Source organism: Flavobacterium sp. Leaf82, from assembly GCF_001422725.1.
Classification (GTDB): Bacteria; Bacteroidota; Bacteroidia; order Flavobacteriales; family Flavobacteriaceae; genus Flavobacterium.
Map to the genome: position 1 here is coordinate 422,886 of NZ_LMMA01000032.1, position 17,377 is coordinate 440,262.

Annotated in this window: 12 protein-coding genes; 8 read left to right on the forward strand and 4 right to left on the reverse strand. The window is 33.7% G+C overall.

The features are described from left to right. The first annotated feature begins 22 nt into the window (after positions 1-22). From ASF10_RS16375 to ASF10_RS16410, 8 genes are all read left to right on the forward strand, one after another. Positions 23-3,046: a SusC/RagA family TonB-linked outer membrane protein gene (locus ASF10_RS16375; protein ID WP_056251197.1), complete on the forward strand. Its 3,024-nt coding sequence runs from the start codon at positions 23-25 to the stop codon at positions 3,044-3,046. Between the two features lie 4 nt (positions 3,047-3,050). Beyond that, positions 3,051-4,514: a RagB/SusD family nutrient uptake outer membrane protein gene (locus ASF10_RS16380; RefSeq protein ID WP_056251198.1), complete on the forward strand. Its 1,464-nt coding sequence runs from the start codon at positions 3,051-3,053 to the stop codon at positions 4,512-4,514. Between the two features lie 69 nt (positions 4,515-4,583). After that, positions 4,584-5,963, forward strand: coding sequence for a glucoamylase family protein (locus tag ASF10_RS16385; protein WP_056251202.1), 1,380 nt, complete (start codon positions 4,584-4,586; stop codon positions 5,961-5,963). 8 nt (positions 5,964-5,971) lie between these two features. Next, positions 5,972-6,685, forward strand: a complete 714-nt coding sequence (locus ASF10_RS16390; RefSeq protein WP_056251204.1) for a prolyl oligopeptidase family serine peptidase — start codon at positions 5,972-5,974, stop codon at positions 6,683-6,685. Positions 6,686-6,695: 10 nt separating this feature from the next. Continuing rightward, on the forward strand, positions 6,696-8,996 hold the full coding sequence (gene bglX, locus ASF10_RS16395) for a beta-glucosidase BglX (protein ID WP_056251207.1): 2,301 nt from the start codon (positions 6,696-6,698) through the stop codon (positions 8,994-8,996). Between the two features lie 112 nt (positions 8,997-9,108). Continuing rightward, positions 9,109-9,891, forward strand: coding sequence for a glycerophosphodiester phosphodiesterase family protein (locus ASF10_RS16400; protein WP_056251210.1), 783 nt, complete (start codon positions 9,109-9,111; stop codon positions 9,889-9,891). A 4-nt stretch (positions 9,892-9,895) separates the two neighbouring features. Then, a complete protein-coding gene (locus ASF10_RS16405) occupies positions 9,896-11,815 on the forward strand; it encodes a discoidin domain-containing protein (RefSeq protein ID WP_056251212.1) in 1,920 nt (639 codons plus the stop codon). A gap of 95 nt (positions 11,816-11,910) precedes the next feature. Continuing rightward, positions 11,911-13,299 (forward strand): M20/M25/M40 family metallo-hydrolase, encoded by a 1,389-nt coding sequence (locus ASF10_RS16410; protein ID WP_056251215.1) that lies wholly within the window; start codon positions 11,911-11,913, stop codon positions 13,297-13,299. Between the two features lie 70 nt (positions 13,300-13,369). On the opposite strand, the gene ASF10_RS16415 is transcribed toward ASF10_RS16410, so the two are convergent. The 4 genes from ASF10_RS16415 to kdsA all read right to left on the reverse strand — a co-directional run bounded on the left by ASF10_RS16415 (position 13,370) and on the right by kdsA (position 17,309). Further along, the gene (locus ASF10_RS16415) at positions 13,370-14,470 is read right to left on the reverse strand and encodes a PAS domain-containing sensor histidine kinase (RefSeq protein ID WP_056251219.1); all 1,101 of its coding nucleotides are present in this window, start codon (positions 14,468-14,470) and stop codon (positions 13,370-13,372) included. Between the two features lie 193 nt (positions 14,471-14,663). Continuing rightward, the gene (locus ASF10_RS16420; RefSeq protein ID WP_056251222.1) at positions 14,664-15,347 is read right to left on the reverse strand and encodes a YiiX family permuted papain-like enzyme; all 684 of its coding nucleotides are present in this window, start codon (positions 15,345-15,347) and stop codon (positions 14,664-14,666) included. A 221-nt stretch (positions 15,348-15,568) separates the two neighbouring features. Next, entirely contained in the window at positions 15,569-16,471 is a 903-nt protein-coding gene (locus tag ASF10_RS16425; protein ID WP_056252220.1) for a hypothetical protein, read from the reverse strand. A 19-nt stretch (positions 16,472-16,490) separates the two neighbouring features. Then, complete coding sequence (kdsA, locus tag ASF10_RS16430; RefSeq protein ID WP_055097995.1) at positions 16,491-17,309, reverse strand: 3-deoxy-8-phosphooctulonate synthase; 819 nt, start codon at positions 17,307-17,309, stop codon at positions 16,491-16,493. Positions 17,310-17,377 lie beyond the last annotated feature (68 nt).

Consider the following 17,377-nt stretch of genomic DNA (forward strand, 5'->3'; position numbering starts at 1 on the left):
AACTTAAACGATTACAAACTGTATGAAAAATTTTATTTTTAGCTTTTTAGCACTTTTGCTACTGCCAGCTTACATGTCTGGTCAAGCAATTAAAGGAAAAGTAGTAGACAGTAGTGGAATGGGAATTCCGGGAGCAGTTATTGCTGCTTCAAATTCCAGAACTTCGACTGATGCAGACTTTGACGGAAATTTTACAATAAATGCCAAAGAGGGCGAGATTTTAAAAATCTCAATGTTAGGTTTTGAGGCTGTTTCTATAGCAGCAACTACATCTCCAATGAAAATTACTTTAAAAGAAGCAGGAGATACTGCCTTAAAAGAAGTTGTAGTAATAGGATATGGTACCAGAAAAAAAATCGATAACACTTCAGCAATTACTTCTTTAAAAGCTGAGGATGTTACAAGAACAAAGGTATTAAATGCTTCTCAGGCAATTCAGGGTAAAGCTGCTGGGGTTCAGGTTACTTCTTCAGATGCTCCGGGTAGTACACCTTCTGTTGTTATTAGAGGTTTAGGTACAGCTTTAGGAGGAAGAAATCCATTATATATTGTTGATGGTATGCCAACGGATAACATCAATAATATCAATACTAATGATATTACATCTTACGAAATTCTAAAAGATGCGTCATCTCTTGCCATTTATGGTACAAGAGCTGCAAACGGGGTTATCATTATTACTACTAAAAAGGGTAAAGGAGACAAAATTTCTGTAGAAGTGGAAAGCTTTGGTGGCGTTAGAACGCCGCTTAAAAAAGTAAAAATGGCAGATGCAAATCAATATGCAAGCTATTCTAATGCTTCTTTAGGGACAAACAGATTTTCAACAGATCAACCTGTTAATACAAATTGGTTTGATGAAATTACAAGAACTGGTACTTACACACAAAATAATATTTCTATTTCTGGTGCTACAGAAAATGTTAAATACTTTTTTAGTGCAGGGAACTATCAGGAAAAAGCGGTACTTAACGGATTAGATTACAGCCGTACAAGTTTTAGAAATAACAATGAATTTAAACTTTCTAAAAAAGTAACTTTAAATCAAAACTTTAGCTTTACTTCGGCTAATTCTACACCAAAACCATTAAGCGCATTTACAAATGCATACAAACAGTCATCAATTGTTCCTGTTCGTTTTGCAAATGGTCAATATGGAGCACCTTTTGCAGATGCAAGTGGAGTAGCAAGCCCAACAGGTACTTCATTTAACAATGTTGGTAATCCTGTATCACAATTAGATTTTTACAATGAACAACAAAGAAGTGTTACGCTTCAGGGAGGTTTAAAATTGGATTATGAAATCTTAAAAGGTTTAAAGTTTACTTCACAATTTAATGGAGAATACTATACTTGGAAAAATTATAACTTCGAGGATACTAAAAATATTTGGTTAGCTGCTAATCCAACTCGTAAAGATGCAGATTATTCAAGTACTGATCCTGTCAATTTATTGACTAAAGGTAGAGAACAGTATTTTAACTGGAACTTATCTAACTATTTTACTTATAATAAAGTATTTGCTCAAATTCATGATGTTGAATTAACTGCTGGTATCGAAACGTCTGTAAAAGGTTCAAGAGAAAAATTAGTGATTACAAGAAAAAATGTAAGTCCTGATTCTAACTATTGGTCTTTATACAATGCGACAGATGCAAAAGGTGTTGATTACTCAGGTACTGTTACGAATTTACAAGATATTGTATTCAATGAAAGTAAGTTAGCTTCTTATTTTGGACGTTTCCAATACAAATTGATGGACAAATACTTAGTAACTGGAACTATTAGACGTGACGGATCTTCAAACTTTGATAAAGATTATCGTTGGGGAACTTTCCCATCTGTAGGTTTAGGATGGATCATGACTAAAGAAAGTTTCTTGTCAGATATTAAAGGAGTTAATTTAATTAAATTAAGAGGAAGCTGGGGTAAATTGGGTAACCAAAATGTACCATTAAACAGTCAAAGTTATAATTCTGGATTAAATAGTTATCTGGGAGGTTCAATTTTATATGAAGGATCAAGTATCACTTCTCAAATAGATCCTACTTTAACATGGGAAATTACTGAAGAGACTTCTGCAGGTATTGATTTCGAATTTTTAGACAGCAGATTGAAAGGATCATTTGATGTTTATGACAAAAATACTGATAACGTAATTTTATATGTAAAACCTTATCCAACTTCTGGAATCACAACTGCTTCTCCTTCTCATGTTGGTGAAGTTTCAAACAAAGGTTATGAAATTGCCTTACGTTGGGATGATAAAATTACTGATGATTTAAGCTACTGGGTTGGAGGTAACTTCTCTCACAACAAAAATGAGCTTACAAGCTTAAAAGATATTTCATTATCTCAGGTTATTGGAGGTAATTTAGGAAATGGTCAGGATACTAAATTGTTATACAACAACTCAGTTGGTCAGCCATTAGGTAGTTTTTATCTTTATGAATATGCAGGTGTAGATCCGGCAAATGGAAATATGCTTTATTATAATGCTTCTGGTGATAAAGTGACTCAGGATGCTTTATCTGCAACAGCTGATAAAAAATATGTAGGTTCAATTTTACCAAAAGCTAACTACGGAGTTTCTTTAGGAGTTGTTTACAAAAACATTGATTTCTCAGTTGACGGATATGGAACTGGTGGGGCAAAAGTATATAATGGTAAAAAAGCACAGCGTTTTGGAGGTGAAAATATTGAAGCTTCTATGACAAATGATTATTGGACTCCAACAAATACAACATCTCAGAATCCAAGACCATTTAATACCGTTCCTGTTGCTTCTACTTATTATATGGAATCTGCAGATTTCTTTAGAATTAACAACATTACTTTAGGATACAAACTTCCTCTTAAAGACGACCAATTTATTAGTTCTTGCAGAATTTATCTTAATGCAATCAACCCGTTTATAACACAAAAATATTCAGGTTTCTCTCCTGAGTTAAATGGAGATGGTAATCCTTATGGAACACAAGGGGTAGAATTGGATGCTTACCCAACATTAAGATCATTTGTAATTGGTGCTAATTTAAAATTTTAATATTATGAAAAAGATATATATATCAATCTTCGTGTTATCAGCATTTACATTTACCGGATGTGCAGATGATTACTTAGATGTTAAACAAACAGAGACCATTTCTACAGATGATATCGAGCTGTTTAATAATGACAATGGAGCAAAAACGTTTGTCACTTCAATCTACAGTAAATTTTTAGACTGGGATATGAGTTCATTCGGATGGATAGGTTTAGCAAGTATTACATCTGATGATGCTGATAAAGGTTCAACTCCAAGTGATACCGGTACCGATAAAGATGTTTTGGATGCCTTAACTTATAATGCATCAAATCCATCTGCTGAAAGTACTTTTAATGCAAACTATGATGGAATCAATAGATGTAATCAAGCATTAGCTGTTCTTCCAAAATTAGACAAAGCTGATCCGGCATTAAGAGAAAGATTAATGGCAGAAGCAAAATTTTTGAGAGCTTTCATGTACTTTACTTTAGTAAAATGTTATGGAGGTGTTCCAATTGTAGATCGCGTATCAAGTATTCCATTATCTGCAGAAAGTAAAGCTATGCAGCTAACTCGTAAAACAGCTGCTGAAGTTTATGCTTTTATTGAAAAAGATTTAACTGAGGCTGCAGCGGTTTTACCAAATAAATCTCAATATGCCGATGCAGAAAAGGCCAGAGCTTCAAAAGGAGCAGCTTATGCTTTATTGGCTAAAGTAAGTTTGTATCAAAAAAAATGGCAAAGTGTTGTAGATAATTGTAATCTGGTTACAGGATATATTATTTCTCCGGATTATGCTAAAATGTTCAGATTAGAAGGAGAAAATGATGGAGAATCTATTTTTGAAATAAACGGGAATGGTGCAGTACCAGCTCGTGGAATTCAAGGATATTCTAACGTTCAGGGTGTTCGTGATGCATGGGGATGGGGATTCAATCAGCCTTCTCAAAGTTTAGTTAATGCTTATGAGACTGGAGATGTTAGAAAAAATGCAACCATTATTTTTAGAGGTACAACTTTATATGATGGAAGAGTAATTCCTGTAATAAGTGCAGACGATCCTAATCCGAGATATAACTTAAAAGCTTATTCTTCTGCATATACAAGTGCATGGGAAACAGATGCTAACATTAAATACTTAAGATACGGTGAAGTATTATTAATGAAAGCCGAAGCTTTGAATGAATTAGGACAAACTTCAGAGGCAATTCCATTATTAAATATAATCAGACACAGAGCTGGTTTAGGTGATACTCCGGCAACTTCTCAGGCAGCAGTTAGAACTGCAATCTGGAAAGAAAGAAGAGTTGAATTAGCTTTTGAATTTGACAGATTCTTTGACTTAGTTAGAACAGGTCAGGCAAAAGATGCTTTTGCGGTAGATGGAAAAGTATTTACAGTAGGTAAAAACGAATTATTCCCAATTCCGGCATCCTTCCTTTTAATAGCAGAGGGAATGTCTTCTCAAAATCCTGGTTACAATTAATATTAATATATCACTTCCTTCAAGATTTTGAAGGAAGTGATTATTTATAAAATCTTAAACTTTTTTATAATGGTTAGAATTTCAGTTTTATTATTAGTTTTTACATTTTTTGGTTGTGGCTCAAATGCTGATAAATCAAAAGAAAATGAAGGAGAAAAGGAAGTTGCTGTAAAATTAACAGATGAAGAACTTTTAACAACTGTTCAAAAACAAACCTTTAAATATTTTTGGGATTATGCTGAACCAAATTCTGGATTAGCAAGAGAGCGTTATCATCCGGATGGAGTTTATCCTGAAAATGATGCAAATATAGTAACAACCGGAGGTTCAGGTTTTGGATTAATGGCCATTGTTTCAGGAATGTCTCAGGGATATGTTACTAAAGAAAAAGGAGTAGAGAGATTAAATAAAATTGCTGATTTTTTAGGCAAAGCAGATCGTTTTCACGGAGCGTGGTCACACTGGATAGACGGAAATACCGGAAAAGTAAAACCTTTTGGAACCAAGGATAATGGTGGAGACTTAGTCGAAACATCATTTTTGGTTGCAGGGATGATTACTGTTCGCGAATATCTAAAAGACGGTTCAGAAAAAGAGAAAGCTGTAGCTCAAAAATATGACGCACTCTGGAAAGGGGTTGACTGGCAATGGTATACCAATAATAAAAATGTATTGTATTGGCATTGGTCACCAACATATGACTGGCAAATGAATTTTCCTTTAGAAGGATATAATGAATGTTTAATTACTTATGTACTTGCAGCATCTTCGCCAACACATTCAATTGATGCAAAAGCATACCATGAAGGATGGGCGAGAAGTGGTGGAATTGTTTCTGCCAAAACAAAATATAATATTCCATTAGTTTTAAAACATAATGGAGCCGAAGAATTTGGAGGTCCTTTATTTTGGGCACATTATTCTTATGTAGGTTTAGATCCAAATCAATTAACAGATAAATATGCTAATTACTGGGATCTGAATGTTAATCAGACAAAAATCAATTATGAATATTGTGTAGAAAATCCCGGTAAAGTAAAAGGTTACGGACCTGATTACTGGGGATTAACAGCATCTTATTCCAGAAATCCTGACGGATCAATAGGATATAATGCTCATATGCCAAGTAATGATCAGGCAGTTATTTCGCCAACAGCGGCAATAAGTTCAATTGTATATACTCCAAAAGAATCGATGGCTGTGATACGTAATCTTTATGACAATCATAAAGAAATAACTTGGGGAGAAGCTGGTTTTTATGATGCTTTGAGTCTTGGAAATAATAATTGGGTAGCAAAACGCTATTTGGCAATCGATCAGGGACCAGAAGTAGTTATGATCGAAAACTACAGAACCGGTTTATTATGGAAATTATTCATGAATGCTCCAGAAGTAAAACAAGGTTTAGTAAAACTGGGCTTTAAATCTGAAAAATACGGAATTAAATAGTATTTAAAATGAACTTCAAGTTACCAATTATCGCACTCTTGTTTTCTATTGCTGGTTTTGCACAAAGTGAGACAACAGGAAAAATAAAGACAGTTGTAGTAACCAATTACGAATTGGGTTACGCTTTACACAAACCTGCCAATACAAAAGAGAAAAAGCCATTGGTAGTTTTTATTTCCGGTGATGGAGAAAAAGGAACAGACATTGAAAAAGTAAAAATTAATGGCCCTTTAAAATACTTGAAAACGAATCAATTAGATGCTTATGTTCTTGCGCCACAATGCAAAGAAGATGAGAATTGGAATATTGAATCTATTCATGAATTGATTTTAAAAATTCAAAAAGAAAACAAAATAGATCCTCAAAGAATATATGTTACAGGATTAAGTTCCGGAGGCTGGGCAGCTTGGAATTTAGCCCTTTCATATCCGGATATGTTTGCGGTAATAGTGCCTATTTCTGGTTTTGTTGATTTGATTGAGCTTGAAAGTGCCTGCAAAATAGCCAATATCCCTACCAGAATCTTTCACGGATTATTAGACGATGTGGTAAAAGTAGATTACGCAATAAGTATTTATAAAGAGTTAAAAAAATGCAATGCAAAAGATGTTCAACTGACCATTTTTGATGACGCGGGACACGATAGCTGGACACGAGTTTATGACAATCCTGAAATATATAACTGGATGTTTAAACAAATAAAAAAGAATACAAACAAATAAATATAATAGAATGAAAAACAAATTAGTCTTACTATTTTTAGGATGCGCTGTTTTGGGGTATGCCCAGAAAAAGAATACTAAAAGTACAGTAAAAATTAAACCAAAATCAGAGTTTGTAGCTGAGTTATTGTCGAAAATGACATTGGATGAAAAATTAGGTCAGCTTAATTTACCAACTTCCGGAGATATTACTACAGGACAAGCAAATAGCTCTGATGTGGCTAAAAAGATTGCTGAAGGTAAAGTTGGAGGTTTATTCAATATTAAATCTGTTCAAAAAATTAGAGAAGTACAAAGAATTGCTGTTGAACAAAGCCGCTTGAAAATTCCATTGATTTTTGGAATGGATGTTATTCACGGTTACGAAACAACTTTTCCAATTCCGTTAGGATTATCTTGTACGTGGGATATGGGCTTAATCGAAAGAAGTGCTCAAATTGCTGCTCAGGAAGCAAGTGCTGACGGTATCAACTGGACATTCTCTCCAATGGTTGATGTTTCTCGTGATCCGCGTTGGGGAAGAGTTTCTGAAGGTTCAGGTGAAGATCCTTACCTGGGAAGCCAAATTGCAAAAGCAATGGTTAATGGTTACCAACAACACGATCTTTCAAAAAATAATTCGATTATGGCGTGTGTAAAACACTTCGCTTTATATGGTGCGCCAGAAGCAGGTCGTGATTATAATACAGTCGATATGAGTCATATCAGAATGTTTAATGATTATTTTCCTCCTTACAAAGCAGCCGTTGATGCTGGTGTAGGATCAGTTATGGCTTCTTTTAATGAAGTTGACGGAATCCCTGCAACAGGAAACAAATGGTTAATGACAGATATATTAAGAAAACAATGGGGTTTTAAAGGTTTTGTAGTAACAGACTTTACCGGAATTCCTGAAATGATCGAACACGGAATGGGTGATTTACAAGCAGTTTCAGCTTTATCACTTAATGCTGGTGTTGAAATGGATATGGTTGGAGAAGGTTTTTTAGGAACTTTAAAAAAATCTTTAGACGAGAAAAAAGTAACAATCGAAACCATCGACAATGCAGTTAAACTTATTCTGGAAGCTAAATATGATTTAGGATTGTTTCAGGATCCTTATAAATATTGCGATGCCAACAGAGCAAAAACAGAAATTTTTACAGCGAGCAGCAGAAAAGAAGCAAGATCAATTTCAGCTCAGTCATTGGTTTTATTAAAAAATCAAGGTCAGGTATTGCCGCTTAAAAAATCGGGTACAATAGCTTTAATCGGACCATTGGCAGATGCTAAAGAAAACATGCCGGGAACCTGGAGTGTGGCTACAAAAATGGAAAATGCAATATCTTTATTAGCAGGAATTAAAGAAGTAGCAGGAACTTCTACTAAAGTATTATATGCAAAAGGAAGCAACTTAGATTACGACGAAACTTTTGAAACTAACGCGACAATGTTTGGTAAAACCTTACACCGTGACAGCCGTTCGAAAGAAGAGTTATTAGCTGAAGCTTTAAAAATAGCAAATCAGTCAGATGTAATTGTTGCTGCACTTGGAGAATCTGCAGAAATGAGTGGAGAATCAAGCAGCCGTACCAATTTAGAAATTCCACAAGCTCAAAAAGATTTATTAAACGCATTATTAAAAACAGGAAAGCCAGTTGTATTGGTTTTATTTGATGGTCGTCCTTTAGTGATAAAAGACGAAAACGAAACCGTGCCTGCAATTTTAAATGTTTGGTTTGCCGGAAGCGAAGCAGGTTATGCTATTGCTGATGTTTTATTTGGAGATGTAAACCCTTCAGGAAAATTGACATCAACTTTTCCTAGAAGCGTTGGTCAATTGCCAATTTATTACGCACACAAAAATACAGGAAGACCACTTTCTAATACAGAAGGAAAATTCGAAAAATTCAGATCTAACTATATCGACGAAAGAAATGAGCCATTATTTCCATTTGGTTTTGGTTTAAGTTATACTTCATTTGAGTATTCAAACCTGAAAATTTCATCTGATAAAATGAATGCTGCCGGAAAATTAAAAGTAACAGTTGATGTAGCAAATACAGGAAACTATGACGGAAAAGAAACGGTACAATTATACATTAAAGATCTGGTTGGTTCAGTAACACGACCAGTTAGAGAATTGAAGAATTTCCAAAAGATAACTCTTAAAAAAGGAGAAAAACAGACTGTGACATTTGATATCACAGCTGAAGATTTAAAATTTTATAATTCTGATTTACAATTTGTAGCAGAACCTGGACAGTTTGATATTTTCGTTGGAGGAAATTCAAATGCCGATAAGAAAGTTAGTTTTGAATTAACTAAATAATTGGTTTGTTAATTAGTTAAATTGCCCTTCGTCTTTGGTTAGCGAAGGGCTTTTTTTAGCTTTTTAGTCTTAAAAAATACAGTAAATTTTTACAATTTTAAATTTTTATAAAATGAATAGAAATAAACAATATCAATTATTTTTTCTGATGTTGATACTGGTTGCTTTTTCTTCTTGTAAAGTCAAAAATGCTGTTGTCGCACATCGCGGTGCCTGGAAAAAAAATAATCTGCCTGAAAATTCAATAGCTTCTCTCAGACATGCTATAGATTTAAAACTTGCTGGCTCAGAGTTCGACGTTTGGAGAACAGCTGATGATTCCTTAATAATCAATCACGATGCACATTATAACAAGTTGCTTATCGAAGAAACAAATTATGCTGACCTGATAAAGGTTAAGCTTTCAAACGGAGAAAAACTTCCAACTTTACACGAATATATTACTGAAGGTAAAAAAAATAATAAAAACACTTTGTTAGTGTGCGAAATAAAACCTTCGGAAATCAGTAAAGAAAGAGGAAAAGAAACTGCCATAAAAACTGTTGAAACAATTAAAAAGCTTAAAGCTGAAAAAATGACCTGTTACATCAGTTTTGATTATGAAATTCTAAAGCAAATCAGGCAAATAGATCCGGTAACATCTTTACAATATCTGGAAGGAAATAAATCTCCTGCAGCAGTAAAATTAGATCAGATTACAGGAATTGATTTTCATTATTCTGTTTTTCAAAAACATCCTGAATGGATTAAAGAAGCGAAAGACAATAACATTATTTTAAATGTCTGGACAGTTAATGATCCTGAAGTTATGGATTGGATTATTGAAAACAAATTTGATTATATAACAACAAACGAACCTGAACTACTCAATCAAAGAATAAAAAATAAAAAATAGAAAAATGTATAAAGTACTTTCAATACCGCTTTTGTTGCTTTTGTTTGTATGCAATAATAATTGGGCACAAAAAACAAATATTCCGGGCAAAACAGAATGGTTTGACCCTAATAAAAAAGCATCAACTTATTGTAATCCGGTTAATATAGGTTACAATTATACTACTGAAAATCATAACGGAATTCCGGAATCTCGTCGTTCGAGTGCAGATCCCGTAATTATTACTTTTAAAGGAGAATATTATTTATTTGCTACAAACCAGGCAGGATTTTTCTGGAGTAAAGACATGTCTGACTGGAAATTTGTTTACGGAAGCTTTCAAAGAAAACCTGCAGATGATGATCAGTGCGCACCGGCTGCATGGGTTGTAAATGACACTTTATTTTATGTGGGTTCAACCTGGAAAAGAGATCATCCAATCTGGAAAACCGCAGATCCAAAATCAGGTCAATGGTTAAGACATGTTGACAAGGCGATGCTGCCAACTTGGGATCCGGCAATTTTTCAGGATGATGATAAAAAAGTATACATGTATTATGGCTCAAGCGGAAAATTACCTCTTGTTGGCGTTGAAGTAGATTATAAAACCTGGTTGCCAAAAGGAAATCAGGCAGATTATGAAAAATTATATAAAGCAACAGAAGTTGAGGATATTCAGCGTCCGTATGGTCAAATAAAAGAAGTTGTAGGTCTTGATCCCGCTTCTCACGGTTGGGAACGTTTTGGACCTAATAATGATATGGAACCTGCGCCTTGGGGTAACTTTATTGAAGGTGCCTGGATGACCAAACACAATGGTAAATATTATATGCAATACGGAGCACCGGCAACGGAATATAAAGGATATGCAAATGGTGTGCATGTGGGGAATAGCCCGTTAGGACCTTTTGAATATCAAAAACACAATCCAATGTCTTATAAACCAGGCGGATTTGTAATTGGAGCCGGACACGGAAATACTTTTGCAGATAATTATGGCAATTATTGGAATACCGGAACCTGCAAAATATCTATAAAAGATCGTTTTGAGCGTCGTATCGATATGTTTCCAGCTGGATTTGATAAAGATGATGTCATGTATTCGATTACTTCTTATGGAGATTTTCCTATAGTTTTGCCAACTAAAAAGCGTAATCAGGAAAAAGGAGCATCTTCAGGATGGATGTTGCTTTCGTATAAAAAGCCAGTGACAGTTTCTTCTTCAGAAGAATGTATGGAAGTCGAAACGCACAGAGTAGATAATGGAGGTAAAAAAGTATACGAGAAATTTTGTTATGGAGCAGGGAATCTAACCGATGAAAATATTCAGACGTATTGGTCTGCAAAAACAAATAATCCCGGTGAATGGCTGCAGCTTGATTTAGGAAAACCAATGCAAATAAACGCTTTACAGATTAATTATGCTGATCATAAAGCAACGCAATACAATAAGGCAATGGATATTTATTATCAATATAAAATCTATATGTCTGATGATGCTGTCAACTGGAAATTAGTAGTAGATAAATCTAAAAATGCAAAAGATGTTCCGCACGATTATGTAGAATTAACAAAATCGATCAAGGCACGTTACATCAAAATGGAAAATATTCATAACGCATCAGGGTTATTTGCAATTTCTGATTTTAGGGTATTTGGAAACGGACTGGCGGAAAAACCAAAAACTGTTACTGATTTTAAAGTAGACAGAAATACATCTGATTCACGCAATGCAATGATCTCATGGAAAAAACAAACAGATGCAATTGGGTATAATATTTATTATGGCATTACACCTGATAAATTATACAACAGTATAATGGTCTATGATGAAACTTCTTATGATTTTAGAGGTTTAGACAAAGGAACGAAGTATTATTTTACGATTGAAGCTTTCAATGAAAACGGAATTAGCGCTAAAAATGAATTATTAGAAGTGAAATAATTTTAATTATATTTTTATAAAACGTTAAATAAAACTTGTCGCAGTTCTAAAGAATTTTGTTCCTTTGCGTAACAACCCAAAATGCTATAAACCATATGAAAAAAACGATTCTTTTAACTGCTTTAGTTTTGAGCGGATTGACATCTTTTGCACAATCTAATGATGAAAAGAACATTAAATTATTCTACAAAAAAGCACTGACAGAAGCGAAGTGTTATACTTGGTTAGAATATTTATCTAACGATATCGGGAGCCGTTTATCAGGCTCAAAAACTGCCGAAGAAGCAGTGCAATACACTAAAAGACAACTCGAAGCATTAGGACTTGATAAAGTATATTTACAAGAAGTTATGGTTCCGCATTGGGTTCGTGGCGAAAAAGAAACCGCTTTTATTTTAGACGGAAAAGTAAAAACCAATGTGCCAATTTGTGCTCTGGGAGGATCAATTGCAACAGCAAAAACCGGACTTACTGCAGAAATTGTTGAAGTGCAGGGTATTGATGAATTAAAAGCTTTAGGCGACAAAGTAAAAGGTAAAATTGTGTTTTTTAACAGACCAATGAATCCTGAAAATATTGAAACTTTTGTTTCATACGGAGCTTGCGTAGATCAAAGATTTGCTGGTGCAAAAGAAGCAGCTAAATTTGGAGCTGTTGGTTCAATTGTTCGTTCTATGAATTTACGTTTAGACGATTTTCCACATGCTGGAGCTCAGAGTTACGGAGATTTACCAAAAGAACAATATATTCCAACTGCCGCAATAAGCACAAACGGAGCTGAATTGTTGAGTAAATCTTTAAAAGTAAATCCTGCCTTGAAGTTTTATTTTAAACAATCATGCGAGACCTTGCCGGATGTATTGTCTTATAATGTAATAGGAGAATTAACAGGAACCGTTACACCGCAAAATGTTATGGTTGTTGGAGGACATTTAGATTCATGGGATCTGGCAGATGGTTCTCACGATGATGGAGCAGGAGTAGTACAAAGTATGGAAGTTATTCGTATTCTGAAAAACTTAAACTACAAACCTAAAAATACGATTCGTGTTGTATTGTTTATGAATGAAGAAAATGGCGGAAAAGGTGGCGCTAAATATGAAGAAGTTTCAAAACAAAACAATGAAAATCATATTTTTGCTTTAGAAAGTGATTCAGGAGGATTTACTCCAAGAGGATTTTCTATAGAAGCAGATGACGCGAATTATAAAAAAATAAAAGATTTCGCACCTCTTTTCGAGCCTTATTTAGTGCATAGTTTTACAATTGGACATGCAGGTTCAGATATTAGTCATTTAACTTCTAAAGCGATAGTAAAAGCAGGTTTAAAACCAGATTCGCAACGTTATTTTGATTATCATCATGCAGCAAATGATAAATTTGATGCAATCAATAAAAGAGAATTAGAACTTGGTGCTGCAACAATGACATCTTTGATGTATTTAATTGATCAAACCGGAATTGTTTTGCCAACGGCAAACTAAGATTGACAACTACTATATTTAAAAGCTATGGGTTTACTCATAGCTTTTTTTATTACTAAAAATTTAAAAGCTAATCCTTGAAAACAATAGTAAATTTTGCTCCTTTATTTACTTTGCTTTCCAGACAAATATGTCCGCCAAGATTCGTGACATGATTGTAGACCAGATATAATCCAATGCCATTGCTGTCTTCCATAGAATTGAATTTTTGATGTAATCCAAAAATTTTATCTTTTACTTTTTCCATATCAAAACCAATTCCGTTATCAGTAATTGTAAGTTGCGTAGATCCGTTAAAACGGTGCGAACTAAAATTAATAATAGGCACAGATCCGTGTTTTGAGTATTTTATTGAGTTGGTAACTAAATTCAGGAAAATACTTTTTAAAGAAGTTTTATTAAAAAAGATAGTTTCTGCTTCAGTAAAATCAATTGTAATCTTTGCTTTTGAATTCTGAATTAAAGAGTTTATAGAAGATAAAACCTCTCTTAAAATGATGTTCAGATTTAGTATTTCTAATTGCTCGTCTTCTTCATTTTTTTTATCCAAAATAGCCACATGATCAATTAAAGTTTTTTTTAGACTCTGCGTAGTAATTTCGATTATCGAGATTAATTCGAGTGTTTCCGGATCAGTTATGGTCGAAGTATCAAGAAGATCAAAAACTGCCAGCAAATTGTTTACCGGTGACCTTAAATCATGTGCAGTAGTGTAAGTAAGTTGTTTAAGTTCGTTGTTTATTTTAGTGAGTTTTGTCAAATGACTGTTTCTTTCCTGCTCAAGTTCTTTCTTGTAAGTTATATTCTTGGCAATTGCAAAAACTAACCTATCTTTTAGTACAGGAAACGAAGTCCATAATAACCAAATAACACGACCGCTTTTGGTAACATAACGGTTTTCAAAATTACATAAACCTATTTTTTTACTAAGCCTTTTTCTTGCGTTTGAAGTAGACAGTCTGTCATCTTCAAAGATAAAATCATTAATGGGTCTTGATAATAACTCCTCTTCATTATATTCTAATAATTTTGATACAGATGGATTTATCCGTTTAAAATATCCGTCAAATCCGGCGACACATAAAAGATCTGGCGAAGAATCAAAAAATTCCTCAAACTGATTGAAAAAATCAACAGTGTTTTTAGTAAAGTTAGGTGCTATAGTATTCATAGATAAAACCTAATTTTGAAATTACATTACTAAAATAATATTAAAATTTTACACTTATATTAAATTTTTAACATTCAAAGCTAGTTTTTCGTTTAAAAACACTTTAATTCGTTGAACGACAATATTCATGAAATTAAAGCAGAAGTAAAATCTTATAAATGATTTTTTAATTTAAATTTTTTAAAAGAAAGTACTAATATGTATCTATTATAGTTTTCAATAAATCAGAATCTACTACATCAGATGGAGCTACAACTTTTTCGTCAAGCGGAATATCATTTCCATATCGTTCCTTTACTATTTTTTGAACTCTTGGATCAGTTAAATTAAAATCTTTCAATTTTTTCAGCTTTGATAATTCAATATTGGCTCCGTTTTTATAAATTTTCCAGATCAATTCAGAACAATAAATTCTGGTGTCAGACCATTCAAAATAAGCATCGTAGTCCTTGCCCATAAAATTCTGACTGTAATCCTTCATTTTTTCTAAAATAGCAGGCGTTAGAATTGTATCTGCATTTTTTAATCTTTTGATTACATATTTATGGTCTTTTCCGTGTTGAATCCATTCTTCAAGTTTAGTCAGTTTTACTGGTTGAACAGCCTCAAAAACAAACCAGTTTCCGTTTATATTATAGATAATTCCGCAATGCGAAAACTTTGAGTTTGTTGCAATTCGAACCGCTTCACATTGACTGGATTCCGAAGTTTGAAAAATTAAATCACCATCATGGATTTTATCCGGCAAAGTATTTTCCTGCTTCGTTTTTGTCTGCGAAAACGGATTGTTCGGGAACACTTTCATAGCAACAAACAAAGCACAGCCAAAACTCAGTAAAAATGTAATTATTGGAAATAGATATTTTGATTTTTTCATGTTTAAATTTAATGTTTTATAGCCCACAGATTTGGCAGATTAAACAGTTTTGCACAGATTTTTTAAATACATTTTTCGAAAAACGCAATTTGAGAAAATTCGTGTGATTTGTGGCGAAAAAATCTTTAACCCGTGGCTTATATTATTAATCTCAACAAATAAAAGGCAAAAAAAAATAGCTACCAAAATGATAGCTATTTTTAAATATATTTTAAGAAATATTAGATTCTGAAAATTCCGCCCACAGCAATAATTCTTTGAAAAAAGAAAAAGTCTTGTGAAGCTTTATCATCATTACTTTGTGTAGTTCTAATATCCTGCATGTTGATGTAACCACCTTTTAGCTCACCTTGCAAATAGAAATACTTGAAGAAAGTAAAGTTAATTCCCGCTTTTGCAGATAAACCATAACCCGAAACATGAAAATCATCATGACGTTCTTTTCCTAAAAGAGTTGCATTTGTTTTAGGATATAAAAGTCCTGCACCTAAACCCTCAGTCAAATTAATCTGAACCTTATCAGTATTAGTTATACCAAACAATTTAGAAATATCATCATGTCTGGAAACCTCAGTATTAATATAGTTTAAACCATCTGTATGTTCGTACATTAAAAACGCAGTACCTTCCGGAGCAGCACCTTTGCCAAAACCACCTTCCTGAGCACCACCCTGAGACATATCTACAGGTGTATTATTATAAACTCCGTTGTAAATAGATCCGGGCTGATCAGCAGGTAAATTAATATCACCGGTAACATTAGCGATTTGATTCTGTGTCATCACATATTTCATGTGATCCCAGCCAATCGAAACGCTGTAATGATCGCTAAAGAAGTATCCCATTCTAAAGTTCGTTTGCGGAATTGTCATGTTTGCCGGATTCACATAATCAATATGCCATCCTTTTGGTTTATCATGCGCCTTCATATCAGCAACCGTAAAATTATAATCTTTGCCTCTAAAGTTTACGTCAGATTTTGTGTAACTATCTCTGTTGCCTCCCCATGAAACAAAGAATTTTCCTTTATTGTGAGCAGTGTATCTTTGTACTGTAATTTCCTCCTGAGCAAAAGTGTTTAGTGAAAAACACACCAAGAAGAAAAATAAAATATTTGTTTTCAATGAAATTGTGTTATAAAATTTAAAATGAGTTAACTGTTTTTCTAATAGCAACCAACTTAGTCATTAAACCTTCAAAATAGTCTAAATGCAGCATATTAGCGCCATCACTTTTTGCATTAGCAGGGTCAAAATGAGTTTCGATAAAAATACCGTCAACACCCACAGCAATTCCCGCTTTGGCAACAGTTTCAATCATATCAGGTCTTCCGCCTGTAACACCGGCAGTTTGGTTAGGTTGTTGCAACGAGTGCGTAACATCAAGAACCGTACTCGCATATTGTTGCATAGTAGGGATTCCTCTAAAATCGACAATCATGTCCTGATATCCAAACATAGTACCACGATCTGTAACCATCACATTTTCGTTTTGGCAATCAAGTACCTTTTGTACAGCATGTTTCATGCTTTCCGGACTCATAAATTGTCCTTTTTTAAGGTTCACTACTTTTCCTGTATTAGCTGCAGCTACAACAAGATCAGTTTGACGAACTAAGAATGCTGGAATCTGCAAAACGTCAACGTATTGCGCCGCCATATCAGCATCTTCATTTGTGTGAATATCTGTTACAGTTGGAACATGAAAAGTTTCTGAAACTTTTCTTAAGATTTTTAATGCTTTTTCGTCACCAATTCCGGAAAAACTATCAATTCTGGAACGATTGGCTTTTTTAAACGATCCCTTGAATACATAAGGAATCTGAAGTTTGTCGGTAATACCAACTAATTTTTCAGCAATTCTTAAAGCCATTTCTTCTCCTTCAATGGCGCAAGGCCCTGCTAATAAAAAGAAATTTCCGCTTTCAGTATGCTTAATTTGTGGAATATGTTGTATGTTCATAATATGATTTTTTGACAGTGCAAAGGTAGTTATGATTTATGAATACGAGATGAGGATTTAAGATTATT